The 12,945-nt window shown below is 68.5% G+C and carries 16 protein-coding genes; 9 read left to right on the top strand and 7 right to left on the bottom strand.

What is annotated here, in order from left to right; genetic code table 11:
• Window positions 1-121: 121 nt before the first annotated feature.
• The 6 genes from T333_RS11850 to T333_RS11825 all read left to right on the top strand — a co-directional run bounded on the left by T333_RS11850 (window position 122) and on the right by T333_RS11825 (window position 4,276).
• Window positions 122-517, top strand: coding sequence for a RidA family protein (locus T333_RS11850; RefSeq protein ID WP_357250985.1), 396 nt, complete (start codon window positions 122-124; stop codon window positions 515-517).
• A gap of 75 nt (window positions 518-592) precedes the next feature.
• Complete coding sequence (locus T333_RS11845; protein WP_496424456.1) at window positions 593-1,069, top strand: DUF488 family protein, N3 subclade; 477 nt, start codon at window positions 593-595, stop codon at window positions 1,067-1,069.
• A gap of 974 nt (window positions 1,070-2,043) precedes the next feature.
• Window positions 2,044-2,436 (top strand): hypothetical protein, encoded by a 393-nt coding sequence (locus tag T333_RS11840; protein WP_355001904.1) that lies wholly within the window; start codon window positions 2,044-2,046, stop codon window positions 2,434-2,436.
• Entirely contained in the window at window positions 2,426-3,421 is a 996-nt protein-coding gene (locus tag T333_RS11835) for a hypothetical protein (protein ID WP_357250559.1), read from the top strand. Before T333_RS11840 ends, T333_RS11835 begins: the two co-directional genes overlap by 11 nt.
• Window positions 3,418-3,903 (top strand): roadblock/LC7 domain-containing protein, encoded by a 486-nt coding sequence (locus tag T333_RS11830; protein WP_357250562.1) that lies wholly within the window; start codon window positions 3,418-3,420, stop codon window positions 3,901-3,903. Before T333_RS11835 ends, T333_RS11830 begins: the two co-directional genes overlap by 4 nt.
• A gap of 1 nt (window position 3,904) precedes the next feature.
• Window positions 3,905-4,276 carry a hypothetical protein gene (locus T333_RS11825; protein ID WP_355001901.1) on the top strand — a complete coding sequence of 124 codons (372 nt, stop codon included), beginning with the start codon at window positions 3,905-3,907 and terminating at the stop codon, window positions 4,274-4,276.
• A 166-nt stretch (window positions 4,277-4,442) separates the two neighbouring features.
• On the opposite strand, the gene T333_RS11820 is transcribed toward T333_RS11825, so the two are convergent.
• Window positions 4,443-5,054, bottom strand: coding sequence for a class I SAM-dependent methyltransferase (locus T333_RS11820; RefSeq protein WP_355001900.1), 612 nt, complete (start codon window positions 5,052-5,054; stop codon window positions 4,443-4,445).
• A gap of 17 nt (window positions 5,055-5,071) precedes the next feature.
• Window positions 5,072-6,136 carry an NAD(P)/FAD-dependent oxidoreductase gene (locus T333_RS11815; protein ID WP_496424455.1) on the bottom strand — a complete coding sequence of 355 codons (1,065 nt, stop codon included), beginning with the start codon at window positions 6,134-6,136 and terminating at the stop codon, window positions 5,072-5,074.
• A 79-nt stretch (window positions 6,137-6,215) separates the two neighbouring features.
• Between T333_RS11815 and T333_RS11810 the strand changes: the two genes are divergently transcribed.
• Window positions 6,216-6,809: a helix-turn-helix domain-containing protein gene (locus tag T333_RS11810; RefSeq protein WP_355001898.1), complete on the top strand. Its 594-nt coding sequence runs from the start codon at window positions 6,216-6,218 to the stop codon at window positions 6,807-6,809.
• Window positions 6,810-6,818: 9 nt separating this feature from the next.
• Here the strand turns inward: T333_RS11810 and T333_RS11805 are convergent, their stop codons facing one another.
• The 3 genes from T333_RS11805 to T333_RS11795 all read right to left on the bottom strand — a co-directional run bounded on the left by T333_RS11805 (window position 6,819) and on the right by T333_RS11795 (window position 9,684).
• Window positions 6,819-7,670, bottom strand: coding sequence for a hypothetical protein (locus T333_RS11805; protein WP_496424454.1), 852 nt, complete (start codon window positions 7,668-7,670; stop codon window positions 6,819-6,821).
• Window positions 7,667-8,224, bottom strand: coding sequence for a hypothetical protein (locus T333_RS11800; RefSeq protein ID WP_355001896.1), 558 nt, complete (start codon window positions 8,222-8,224; stop codon window positions 7,667-7,669). Before T333_RS11800 ends, T333_RS11805 begins: the two co-directional genes overlap by 4 nt.
• Window positions 8,225-8,619: 395 nt before the next feature.
• Window positions 8,620-9,684, bottom strand: a complete 1,065-nt coding sequence (locus T333_RS11795; RefSeq protein WP_496424453.1) for a DMT family transporter — start codon at window positions 9,682-9,684, stop codon at window positions 8,620-8,622.
• Window positions 9,685-9,746: 62 nt separating this feature from the next.
• On the opposite strand from T333_RS11795, the gene T333_RS11790 reads away from it, so the two are divergent.
• Window positions 9,747-10,562 (top strand): AraC family ligand binding domain-containing protein, encoded by an 816-nt coding sequence (locus tag T333_RS11790; RefSeq protein WP_355001894.1) that lies wholly within the window; start codon window positions 9,747-9,749, stop codon window positions 10,560-10,562.
• Window positions 10,563-10,566: 4 nt separating this feature from the next.
• Here the strand turns inward: T333_RS11790 and T333_RS11785 are convergent, their stop codons facing one another.
• Together T333_RS11785 and T333_RS11780 are read right to left on the bottom strand one after the other, a co-directional pair.
• Window positions 10,567-10,908 (bottom strand): hypothetical protein, encoded by a 342-nt coding sequence (locus T333_RS11785; protein ID WP_355001893.1) that lies wholly within the window; start codon window positions 10,906-10,908, stop codon window positions 10,567-10,569.
• A gap of 55 nt (window positions 10,909-10,963) precedes the next feature.
• Window positions 10,964-11,446 (bottom strand): MarR family winged helix-turn-helix transcriptional regulator, encoded by a 483-nt coding sequence (locus tag T333_RS11780; protein ID WP_355001892.1) that lies wholly within the window; start codon window positions 11,444-11,446, stop codon window positions 10,964-10,966.
• A 75-nt stretch (window positions 11,447-11,521) separates the two neighbouring features.
• Here T333_RS11780 and T333_RS11775 point away from each other — a divergent pair, with 75 nt between their 5' ends.
• The gene (locus T333_RS11775; protein ID WP_496424452.1) at window positions 11,522-12,943 is read left to right on the top strand and encodes an MFS transporter; all 1,422 of its coding nucleotides are present in this window, start codon (window positions 11,522-11,524) and stop codon (window positions 12,941-12,943) included.
• Window positions 12,944-12,945: the final 2 nt, after the last annotated feature.

Genomic DNA, 12,945 nt, shown 5'->3' with positions numbered 1-12,945 from the left:
AGCAATACACGACACAAGATGTCGTGTATTGGCTGAGAGGCTGTCCAGCATGACAAAGAAGATGGTTACCGAGCCGATGGACGTACGGACTCTCGAGGACTCGACCGGCGCTGACGAGGCGATGGAGCGGACGGCGATCAATCCGTGGCCGTGGTCGGTGAAGTTGGGGTACAACCAGGGTGAGATCGTCTCGGGGCACACCCGGACCCTGTATTGCGCCGGACAGACCGCGATGAGCGGTGACGGCGAGCCGCAACACGCCGGTGACATGGCGGCGCAGTTGGCGCTGAGCCTCGACAACCTGGAGGCCGTTCTGGGTGAGGCGGGCATGTCCCTCGCGAACCTCGTCCGGCTCAACGTCTACACCACCGACGTCGATCTGCTTTTCCAGCACTACGGAGTGCTGGCGTCGCGATTGGGCGCCGCCGGGGTGGCGCCGGCCACCACGATGCTCGGGGTGACACGGTTGGCGATCCCTGTCCTGATGGTGGAGCTCGAGGGGACCGCCGTCGCCTGAGGCGATCGCGCCACCTCGGCGGGACAAGCGGAACCGGCACGATAGCAGGCAGGTGGGTGATATCCGGTGGTCGGAATGGTGACGATCGGCGTCTACGGCTTTACCGCCGAAACCTTCCTCGACGAGCTCACCGGCGCAGGCGTGGGGTTGCTACTCGACCTCCGCCAGCGCCGGGGGGTGCGGGGCCCCGACTACTCCTGGGCGAACTCGGCACGGCTCCAGAGCATGCTCGCCGCGGCGGGCATCGGCTACCGGCATGTGAAGGGGCTGGCGCCGACTACCGAGCTGCGTCAGCTCCAATATCGCGAGGACGACCGGCAAGGCGTGGGCAAGCGCAACCGCATCGCGCTCGCGCCCGAGTACGCCGAGCGCTACACCCGTGAGATCCTCGACCCGTTCGACCTCGGCGCGCTCGTGGCCGAGCTTCCGAGCGACGCGGTGACCGCGCTTCTCTGTGTCGAGTGCGATCCGGAGGCATGTCACCGCTCGCTCGTGGCCGAGCGTCTGCGTGTCGAGCACGGGCTGCCGATTACGGACCTTCGCCCGGGTTGAGCCAGGCCTGTCACCGGTCGTCAGATCCGACGACGCCGAACCCGCCGCCGAGCCGGAGGCGAACCCGCTGCCGAACCCGCCGCCGAGTCGAGGCCGCCGCCGCGTCGGGGCCGAGCCCGCCGCCGAGCCGGAGGCGAACCCGCTGCCGAGTCGGGGCCGAACAACCGCTGCCGAGTCGGGGCCGAACACCGCCGCCGAGTCGGGGCCGAACAACCGCCGCCGAGTCGGGGCTGACCCCGCCGCCGAGCTGACGCCGAGCGCGCCGTTTCGCGACGCATGACGGCGTCCAACTGCCCAAGTCCGAAGAGGAGGCGCGGCGTAGAGGGGGCTGATCAGATCCCAATGCCTGATGCGCAAGCAGGTCGGAGCGGCCGGTTGACGAAGCTGGGCGGAATGGATTCGAGTCGGCTCCGTGTCCCTGGTCGAGGGCAGCGACAAAACCGACGAAGTGGTCGCTCCGCGTGATTGGTGAGATTGCTGTCGGTCGAGACCGTTGCACCGCGCCAGCCGAATTCGACCGTTCGGAAACTCGCCGAGTCTGGTCGAGAACGGCGTACTCGCTCTTCTGTTCGCCCTCGCGCCATGCGCGGACCACGCCACCTCAGGCTGCGCGGCGCAATTGTGCCATCGTCACGGCGAGTCCGCGTCCGCTGCGCAGCACTCGCCCCAAAAACACTGGGCGGCAACAAAGTTTGCGAGCACGAGCGCGCATGGATAGCTGTGTAGAGCCTACCGGTACGAAATGAATCCTGCAGCGCGAGTCTTCCGCATTGTGGGCAACCTAATTTCGCAAAGCGAGATGACAAAAGTCCCTTAACTACCGGTAGGTTTCAAATACCGGAGGGTATTCTTTTCTCGTTTCCATGGGAAATGCGTTGTGTGCTGAGAAATTTCCCGGCGATAGCTGTACATCGGTCACTGGGCGTGTGTAGCGTCGGGACTCGCTGAATCCCTCACAGACAAGCGGTGGCACGGTGATCGGAATTGAGGGCTGCCTGAAACGCATCATGGACATTCCGGGTGCGCGCAGCGTGACGATGGTGGACGGCGCGAGTGGTCTGGCGATCGCCGCTGCCGGGGAGCACGACCTGGTCGACGAGCACGAAGATGCCGCGGCCACAACGGATGTGGTGCGCGCCGTGCTCGGCTGCTCGGCGCTGGCCACCGGTCGCGACGGTGACGATCTCACCGAGATCATCGTGTGCGGTACCCGCGGATTTCACTTGCTGAATCTGGTGGACGGCGATTTCGACGGACGGCTTTTCGTGCACCTCCTGTGCGACGACGACACCGGGAATCTGGCTATGGCGCGATTCCAGCTGCGAGCAATTCTGGCGGAATTCGCCGAGGACGGTCATGGGCGTTGAACTCGCGGTCGAGCTGCGGCGGCTGGAAAAGGAAGGGAGTACGGGTGTGTTGCGCGCGGGCGATGGCGCGTTTCATCTCACCGGCGGCGTGATCGCCTCCGCCGATTGCCGCAGGGCGACCGGATTGGACCGGCTCGTGGTGGAGGCGGGCGTGGCCACCGCGGAGGATTGGCGGCAAGCGGGTTCGGGCGACCCGGGTCAGGTGCTGAACCGCCCGCGACTGGAAACCCTTGCACTGCTTTCGGTTTTCGATGCGGCGTATTTTCTGCTCGCGTCGTCCGCCGTCCCCGAGTTCCGGCCCGCTCCGCCGCACTGGCTCGCCCCGGTCTGTCACATCACGCCGCGCGCACTGGTGCAGGAATGCGCGCGGCGCGGTGATCCGGAGTCCGGACCCTGGCCTGCCGAGCTGGTCGACCGGGCTCCGGTAGTTCCGGTGCGGCGCGTCCGGCGGCGGCAGGTGGTGCTCACGGCGGGCCAGGCCGAGGTGCTCGCGGCGGCGGATACCCAGCGCAGTATCACCGGAATCGCGCGCGACCTCGGCCGCACCACGTACGGATGTCTGGAGGCGGTGCGGGAATTGACCGCGGCGGGCTTGATCAAGCCGCCCAGTCCAGTCGTCGATCGAGGAAGGCACACTGCCCACTGGGGTGCGGGGTTCGAGCCGTACAGCGGATCGCAGGGTGCTCGCACCGACACGCGAAATGGCAAGCACGCCAAGATGACCGGGCCGGGCGTTACCGAATTGGCCACGCGTACCGGGGCGCCCGCCGGAGGGCGCGTCATCGAGATCGAGTCGCCGGCTGGAGATTTCGGCCGTGCGCGAGAAGACGAGCCGTCCGCGCCGATACCTCGGATCAGCGACCCCACCGCCCCACCACTACGCCGCCGGGTGCGGTCGGCCCTGCCGCCGACCGCGGAACAGTGGGAGCCCGTGGACCGCGATGTGCTGGTTCGCCTGCGGGCGGCGTTGGAGGAGCTTGCGTGACCGCGCGAAAGAAATTGCTCGGCGATTGGATGGGAAGGTTTACCAAGGTGGCGATGTCCGGACCCGAACCGAACGCGGCGGTGCTCGCGGAACTGAAGATGCTGCGGGATCGGGTGCCGCAATCGACCGGCGCGCTGGTCTCCTCCGGCGATGGATTGCTGATCGCCCACGACCTGCCCGCACACATCGAACCCGACGGAATGGCAGCGCTGTCGGCTTCGCATCTGGCGCTGTCGTACCGGCTGTCCGCCACCGCCAACGGCGGCGGCTTCCACGAGGTCGTGGTGCGCGGCACCGAGGGACACGTGGTGATCTACGCGGCGGGCTGGGCCTCGCTGACCGTACTGGCCGGACCCGAAGTGAACGTCGGCCGGCTCCACCTGGAGTCGCGTCCGGTGGCCCGCGCGATCGTCGATCATCTGGCGGCGCTGGCGACAAAGCCCGGAAAGGACCGGGCAGTGCACACCCATCGAAAGGAATGAAATGACGAATCTCGATCTGGCGCTCAAGGACATGATGGTGATCGACGGTGCGGTCGGTGCCGCCGTCGTGGACTACAACAGTGGCATGGCGCTCGGAATGCTCGGGAGCTCGAAGTCGTTGGACCTGCAGGTCGCCGCGGCGGGTAACACCGAAGTGGTGCGCGCCAAGCTGCGGACCATGGAGCAGCTCGGTCTCAATGACGACATCGAGGACATCCTCATCACCCTCTCCGGCCAGTACCACATCATCCGCCCGATGACCGGCCGCAAATCCAAAGGCCTCTTCCTCTATCTCGCCCTCGACCGCGGACGGGCCAACCTGGCGCTCGCCAGGCACCACCTGCGCGGCATCGAAGAGGACCTGGAGGTCTGACCCGCTCGCGGCGGTCAGTGCGCCGCCGCCGCGGCCGGGAACCATTGGGGGTTTTCAGGGTTGGGCAAGGCGGCGGCCGTGTGGAAGTGGACGAAGCATGTCGTCCAGGTCGTTCCGCCACAACCGGTCACGCGCAGGGCACACCAGGTAGCCCGAAGCGGCCGAGTCAGCGATGTTTCCGGGCCACAAGCACGGCGTCGCGAAGCTCGATTTGGTGACTGCCGTGCGTCACCGTTCGAGATCTGTTCTCCGCCACCATGATTTCCCAGCGGGTGGGATCCAGCTCCGCCGCCAGGCTTTCCGCCGTGACGTGCACTCCGGAGGCGTGCGCTGTCGAATGCGCGTCCGTCGGATGATGGCCGACGATGAGGAGTGTGCCGCCGGGCGCGACCGCGGGGGCCAGTCGGCGCAGCAAGGTTTCGGCTCCGGTGACGGGGTGGGCGTAGTGGGAGCAGACCAAGTCGAAGCTGCTCTCCGGCGGCGTCCATTCGGTCAGATCCGCTGTGAGCCAATCGATTCGATCGGCCACCTCGGGACCGCGGATATCGGCGCGCTCGCGGGCGCGCTCGAGTGCCGCGGTGGCGAAGTCGACGGCCGTCACCCGCCAGCCGTGCGCGGCGAGCCAAACCGCTTCCGCGCCTTCGCCGCAGCCCGCATCCAGAGCGCGCCCCGGCGGCAGTTCCGCCGCCTCCACCGTCAGGTGTGGGTTGGGTTGGACGTGCGGAGTCGTCGTGCGGTAGCGGTTCTCCCAGAAGGCGTGGTCGAGTTGTTCGGACACGGTGCTCCTTTCGTCGTTCACAGGCCGTGGCGGCTGGCGCCGGAGTTCGCCTCGCTCAGGCGCGCTTCGGTGTCGGCCGAGAACGGTTCCGCGTACCTCGGCCACGTGCGGTGGTCCGGTGCCGGACCGCGTCCGTCGGCGCTCGAGTAGGCGGCGACCGCGTTTCGGGTCTCTTCGGCGACCAGGTCGGCGTTGATCTGCGCGCCCGCTGTGGCACCCGCGGCGGCCGCAGCACCGACTTGGGCGGCCAAGTCGGTGATATTGCCCGCTGCCCACACGCCGGGCACCTCGGTGCGGCCGGTTGGATCTGCCGCGATGAACTCGCCCATCGGGTGCTCGCTGGTGCGCAATCCGAGCGTCGCGAGGAACTGGGCCCGCGCCACCATGCGCGACCCGACCGCGACGACCTCGCGTTCGATCACCGTGCCGTCGCTCAGCCGCACGCCGGTGATGCGATCGTCGGCGATGACCAGGTCGGTGATCCCGCCCTCGACCAACCGGATGCCGCGCGCGGCGAGCTGCACCGTCTCCTCGTGTGTCGGTGTGGTCGTGTCGGTGAAGAACACCACGTCGGTGCTCAGCTGCCGGAACAGCAGCGCCTGGTGGACCGACATCGGACCGGTGGCGAGCACGCCGATCGCTCGGTCGCGCACTTCCCAACCGTGGCAGTAGGGGCAGTGCAGCACGTCGCGACCCCAACGTTCGCGCAGGCCTGGGACGTCGGGCAACTCGTCGACCAAGCCGGTGGCGAGCAGCAACCTGCGGGCGCGGACCGTCCGGCCGTCGGCCGTCGTGAGCGTGAATCCGTCGCCGTCCCGGCTCGCGTCGCGCACCTCGCCGGAAACGAGCTGAACGCCGAACTGCCGGACCTCAGTGCGGCCGCGTTCGAGCAGCTCGGCGGGCGGCATGCCCTCCCGCGCGAGCAGGCCGTGCACGCCGTCGGCCGGTGCGTTGCGCGGCGCGCCCGCGTCGATCACCAGCACCGAGCGTCGCGATCGGCCGAGCATGAGCGCGCCGCTCAGTCCCGCGGCGCCGCCGCCGATCACTACCACGTCATAGCTGTCTCTCAGTTGATCGGTCACGTGACCACCTCCTGCGACGACTATGCGAGCCCCGCCGCCGAACTGGCAACTTTGTTTGCCACTCTGGCAAACTGGTCCCATGGACGACGGCCTCGACCGAGCACTCGACGCGGTCGGTCCCCGACTGCGTGCCCTGCGTCGCCAGCGCGAAACCACGCTGGCCGATCTTTCGGCGACCACCGGGATATCCGTGAGCACCCTCTCCCGACTGGAGTCCGGCGCGCGGCGGCCCACTCTGGAACTGCTGCTGCCGCTCGCCAAGGCGCACGGCGTCACGCTGGACGAGCTCGTCGACGCGCCGCCCACCGGCGATCCGCGCATCCACCTGCGACCGGTCACGCAGCACGGCATGACCATGGTTCCGCTGACCCGTCGCGCGGGCGGCATCCAGGCATACAAGATCGTCCTGCCGCCCGCCGACCCCCGCGTGCAACCTCGGCCCCAGACCCACGAAGGGTACGAATGGGTCTACGTCCTGAACGGACGCCTCCGCGTCATCCTCGGCGAGCACGATCTGAAACTGGTCCCTGGCGAAGCGGCCGAATTCGACACCCACATACCCCACTGGTTCGGCGCCGCCGACGCCGAACCAGTCGAATTCCTCAGCCTCTTCGGCAAACAGGGCGAACGTGCTCACTTCCGCGTCCGACCGAAGTCGAAACGCGGAGAGTGACAATTCGATTCAGGGCAGGAGTTGGTTGAAGAAGGTGCGGTAGGCGCGGAGGGTGTTGCGGAGGTCCTCGGTGTCGGGGTCCTGGGACCAGCGGGTGGTGAGGCCGCGGCGGTGTTCGGAGTAGGCCGCGGTGAGGTGGTCGATGGTGTTGGCGACGAGGTTGTCGGCGCGGGAGACCGCGTCGCGGGGGTTGTCGATGAAAGAGCCTTGGACCGTGCGCCATTCGGTGCGGAGGCGTTCGATCTCGGCTTCGGTGAAGAGGGGGATGGGTTCGTCGTGGGCAGCGGTGGATTTGCCGTTCGGGGTCGCGGCGGTGGTGTTGTCGTGGGCTCGGTCGCCGCCCACGGCCTCCGCGGTGCTGGCATCGCGTGTGCCGGTGCTCGGGGCTGCGTGGTCGCTGTTCGGGATGTCGCCCGACGTGTTCAGGTGCGCGTCGGTGGGCGTGAGGTGGGCGGCGGTGCGCGCCTCGCGGTCCGTGCTCGATGCCGAGTCGGTGGTGCCGGGCGCATCGATGGCGTTGCCCGGCGCGGGGTTGGCGCCGTGTGCTTCGTTGTCGCCCAGCGCGGAAGTGGCGCCGCGTGCCTCGTTGTTGTTGCCCGGCGCGGGGCTGGCGCTGCGTGCTTCGTTGTTGTCGCCGGGCGCGGGGTTGGCGCTGCGTGCTTCGATGTTGTCGCCGGGCGCGGGGTTGGCGCTGCGTGCTTCGATGTTGTCGCCGGGCGCGGAGTTGGCGCCGCCAGCTTCGATGTCGCGCGGCGCGGAGCTGGCGCCGCGCGCGTCGCGGTGGTCACCCGGCGTGGGATCGTTTGGAGCGGTGCGCGATTCGGTGGTAGCGCGGCGGGTTTCGGTGTGATCGGTGTTCATGAGAGGGCGTCCTTGGTCTGGCGGGTCCGGCCGTTGAGGAGGTCGTGGAAGAGTTCGCGGTAATGCACGATGGCGGTGCGCATGTCCTCGGTGTTGGTGTCGCCATTGCTGCGGGTCGCGATGGCGTGAGCGCTGCGGTAGTGGCCGAGGGCGGGGGCGTGCTCGACGGAGAGGTCGGCCAGCTGCTGGTCGTAGCTTTCCGCGGGGTAGCCGCGATCGGACATGACGCTGGTGACGAGGCGGTCGGCGTCGGCGAGCGCCGCGGCGGGGTCGTCTACGAAGCGTTCCTGCACGTCGGCCCACCGAGCGGTGTACTGCTTCCGCTGGTCCTCCGAGAGGTCCCGTAGCTCGAGTTCGGCGTGGCGGAGCTCGCGTTCGCGTAGTTCGCGTTCGGCGGCGCGGCGGCCGTCCCGCTGCTCGACGGCCCGGTCGTATTCGGGTCCGAATCGTTTGCGCAAGCGGCGAGTTCGCAGCAAAGGCCAGGACAAGAGCAGTACGGCCGTGAGCGCGACGAGCACCGCCACGATCGCCACGGCCACCATTGCGGATGACACGGGTTTCTCCTTCGACGAGTCTGTCGAAGCGGTAGTGCCTCGTTCCGCCGCATCCAAACCTCCGACCTTCGAACCGACCGGTCTCGAATGCTGTTCGATCGCGGCGATTCTCAGCCGCGCCGCCGCTTGCGACCACCCGGAGGAGCGAAGCGCCGACGGCCGCGATCAGCTGCTCGGCAACGGTGTCCGGCGCGGTCAGTGCCAGGTGATGACCGGAGTACTCGATGGCTGGTTGTCCAGCAGCCCGCACCACCGCGGCCCGCTCCCCCTCCTCAGTGCGGCGGCAACGAGACGCCAGGAAATCCGTCCGATGAGCGGGATGTGCACGGGGTCGAGCAAGGATGATCCACGCGATCACCACCCTGCACCGGACCGGTTCGATCCATCCGATGAATCTAGTTCGGCCGCACGGAATCGGCCGCCGCCGAGACGGAGTCGTCCGCCGCCGAGACGGAATCGTCCGCCGCCGAGACGGAGTCGGCCGCCGCCGAAGCGGGATCGACCGCCGAGGCGCAACGCTCGTCCGACCGCGTCCCGGAACTCGCCGCCACACAATCGTCTTCGACGACGACTCGGCCAGGATCCGCCGTCGTGTGCACCGAATCATCGATCGCCGGACGCGTATTCACCCACGCCCCAACGAACATCAACCCGGCCCCGATCCCCTGCAACGGAGCAATGGACTCCCCGAGTACCACCCATGCGCACGTCAACCCGAAGGCCGGGACGAGGAACATCGCGGAGGTGGCGGTGGTCGGCCCGACCTGGCCGACCGCACGGTAGTACAGGACGTACGCGAGCGCCGTCGGCAGCGCGCCGAGATACGCCTGGTTGAGCCAGAATCCGGGGCCCAGTTCCGACCATCGCACGTCACCGAAGGCGGGTATGGCGAGCAGCCCGAGGGCGGCGGTTCCCGCTGCGGTCGCGTAGACGGTGACGGTGGCCGCGGGCATTCGGCTCAGTAGCGGCGCGCCGAGCAGCGTGTAGGCCGACCAACAGGCCGCTGCGCCGAGAAAGGTCAGGTCGCCGAGCAGGCGGGTGTTTCCGGTATCCGGAATGCCGAGGAAGAACACGAACCCGCCGCTTACCGCGAGAACCAGCCCGAGCAACCGCATCCCGGACAGTCGGACGCGCCCGAGCAGGACGCCGACCGCGACCGTGAAGATGGGCGCGGCCATCGGCACGATCACACTCCCGTCGGCCGCGGGCGCCAAGGAAAGGCCGAGGAAGAACAGCGCGTTGTAGCCGAACACGCCGACCATGCCGACGCCCGCGACGCGCGGCACTTCGCCGGCGGGCAGCCGGGGCGCGCGCAGGACGGCCAGCAGCACGAGGGTGCCGCCGAGGAACCGCAGGAACCCCGCCACCTCGTGCGGGACTTCGCCGACGGCGGCTTTGGACGAGGCGAAAGCGCTGCCCCACAGGGCCATGACCAGGATCAACAGCAGACGGATACGCACGTCTCGATACTCGGCGCGGACCGCCCGGGCGTCTTGAACGCTGGTGCGGGGAGAATGGGGCGGTGAGCGAATGGGTCGAATATCGGCGGATGCCGGACCGGCCGGTGGAGGTGATGCGCGCCCACTTCGAGCGGCACGTCTACCACCCGCACGCGCACGAGACCTACTCGTTCGGCCTCACCGACTTCGGCGCGCAGAGTTTCGACTGTCGCGGCGCTGCCCGGGTCAGCGCGGCGGGCATGGTGATGGCGTTCAACCCGGACGAACCGCACGACGGGCACAGCGCCACCGAGGCGGGTTTCACCTATCGAATCGTGCACATCGGCACCGAGCTGATCACCGACCTGCTGTCCGACCGGGCCGGTCGCCCCGCTGGCCTGCCGCTGTTCGCCGAACCGGTCCTGCACGATCCGTTGCTCGCTGGCGCGCTCGGCAGGCTGTACGCGAGCCTGACCTCGCCCGCCACCGAATTGGCGAGGGACGAAGCGCTTTCCGCCACGGTGGCGGCGCTGGTGCAGCGCGGCGCACGTACTCCGCGCACCAGAACAGTGATCGGCGGCGGCAACGGCGCGATCGCGCGCCGCGTGCGCGATGTGCTGGACGAGCGCTATCTGGAGACGCTGTCGATGGACGATCTCGTCACCGCGACGGGCGCCAGCCGCTTCGCGCTCTACCGCGCCTTCCGCGCGAATTACGGTCTGGCGCCGAGCGATTACCAGCGCATCCTGCGGCTGCGGGCGGCGCGGCGGTTGATCGCGGCGGGCCGCCCGGTCGCCGAGGCCGCGGTGGCCGCTGGCTTCGCCGATCAAGCGCACCTGACCCGCTGGTTCCGCCGCTGCTACGGCATCACGCCCGGCGTGTATTCGCGCGCGGGCTGAACGCTCAGGCCGTGGCCCGCGCCCAGCGCCGCTTCGCCCAGCGGCGCACGGCCGGGCTGACCAACAGCGCGGGCAGTAGCACGATCGAACCGAGCAGCATGCCCACCAGCATCAGTCCCGAGAGCAGTTCCCCGATCGCCTGCACCGCGGCGGGTGCGGCGAACAGCGCCGCGAACGCCGCGACCGCGAAGGCGGGCGGATAGTGCCCCGCTTGGGCGAGGATCGCGGCGGCCGTGCCGAAAGCGACGGCGAAGGCGAGACCGACGACGCCGATCAGGTAGTTGTCCCAGGCGAACCAGCTCGGTCGGACCGTGCCGTGGCGCCGGGAATGCCGAAGTTCTCCCATCGTCGGGAGCATAGTGCGCCCCTGCTGCGCCGCAGGGGATTCGGCGAAGTCGAGCTCAGCGCGCCGCGGGCGGCCGCGGCCACGGGTTGTGCTCGAGGTGTTCGATGGACTCGTTGAAACGCGCGACCAGCGCGCTGAGCTGACCGATATCGGACTCGGACCACTCGGCGACCACGGCGCCGATGCCGTCGCGGCTCTGGGCGCGGTCGGCGGCGAGCAGCTCCATGCCCTTGGCGCTGGCTCGGATCTTGCGCGCGATACCGCCTTCGGGATCCGGAACCCGTTCCACCAGACCGTGTTTGAGCATGGCGCCGACCTGCCGGTTGATGGTGGAGATGTCGAGGCGGAAGGCGTCGGCGAGTTCGCGAAGGGTGAGCGGGTTGTCGATCTCCAATCTGGTCAGGATCAGAAAGGCCGAGCGGTCCAGCTGAAATCCTGGTCGGCGCAACACCGAGGCGGGGAAGTGCCGGGAGAGCAGCGCGAGCTCGAAGGCGAGGCGCGTCAGCGCCGCGGGGTCGGCGGGTTCCCGGTCTGGCATGGCACTCACTATGTCGCCTGGATCACTTCTATGACAAATTGTGCAGCATACACACGATGTGTACCGTACACATGCATGTCCATTGCCGCGTCCTCGCCCGCCACCGAGGCCGATACCCGCCGCCCGGCCCCCGGCCTGCTCATCGCCACGCTCGGTGCGGTCGGTGTGGTCGTCTCGCTGATGCAGACGCTGGTCATCCCGATCATTCCCGCGCTGCCGACATTGCTCGACACCTCCGCTTCGAACGCGTCCTGGGTGATCACCTCGACGCTGCTGGCGGGCGCGGTGTTCACGCCGATCGCGGGTCGTCTCGGCGACATGTTCGGCAAGCGCCGCGTGCTGTTCGCGAATCTGCTCGCTCTCATCGCCGGTTCGGTGGTCTGCGCGAGCTTCTCCTCGTTGGTGCCGGAGATCATCGGGCGCTCGCTGCAAGGCGCCGCCGTCGGCGCTATTCCGTTGGGGATCAGCATCATGCGCGACGAACTGCCGGTCGAGCGGGTCGGTTCGGCGATGGCGATCATGAGCGCGACGCTCGGCGTCGGCGGTGCGATCGGCCTGCCGGTGGCCGCGGCGATCGCGCAGAACGCGGACTGGCACGTGCTGTTCTGGAGCTCCGCGGCGCTCGGCGTGCTGTGCCTGGTTCTGGTCTTCCTTTTCGTGCCGGAATCGCCGGTGCGTACTCCGGCCCGCTTCGATTTCGGTGGGGCCGTGGGTCTTTCGGTGGCGCTGTTGGCGCTGCTCGTCGCGATCACCAAGGGCGCGGACTGGGGTTGGTCCAGCGCCTCGATCCTGACGCTGTTCGCGGTGTCGGTGGTGGTCTTCCTCGGCTGGGGCTACTACGAACTTCGGCAGGGCGCGCCGCTGGTCGACCTGCGGGTCTCGGCACGACCGCGGGTGCTGTTCACCAATCTGGCCTCGATCGCCGTCGGCTTCTCGCTGTACGGCATGTCGCTGACCTTCCCGCAGCTGCTGATGGCTCCGAAGGAGACCGGCTACGGCTTCGGTCTCTCCATGGTGAGCGCCGGATTGGCGCTGGCCCCAACCGGTTTGGTGATGATGGCGCTCTCGCCGGTGTCGGCGCGTTTGTCGGCGGCGCGCGGACCCAAGGTGACCCTGATGCTCGGCTCGGCCGTGATCGGCGTCGGCTACCTGTGCGCGGTGCTGTTGATGAACAACGTCTGGGAGATCATGCTCGCCGCCGTGATCGTCGCGGGCGGTGTGGGTTTGGCCTACGCCGCGATGCCCGCGTTGATCATGGGCGCGGTGCCGATCACCGAGACCGCCGCCGCCAACGGGCTCAACTCGCTGATGCGCTCGATCGGCACCTCCACCTCCTCCGCGGTGATGAGCGTGGTGCTCGCGCACATGACGATGTCGCTCGGCGCGCACCTGCTGCCCTCCCGCGAGGGCTTCCACACCACCTTCTTCATCGCCATGGCGGCGGCGGTGGTGGCCATCGCGCTGACGGCTTGCGTTCCGATGGGCAAGAAGGACTGACC

This window comes from Nocardia sp. CNS-044, from assembly GCF_059570515.1.
This window is presented reverse-complemented; position numbering and strand designations above follow the sequence as displayed.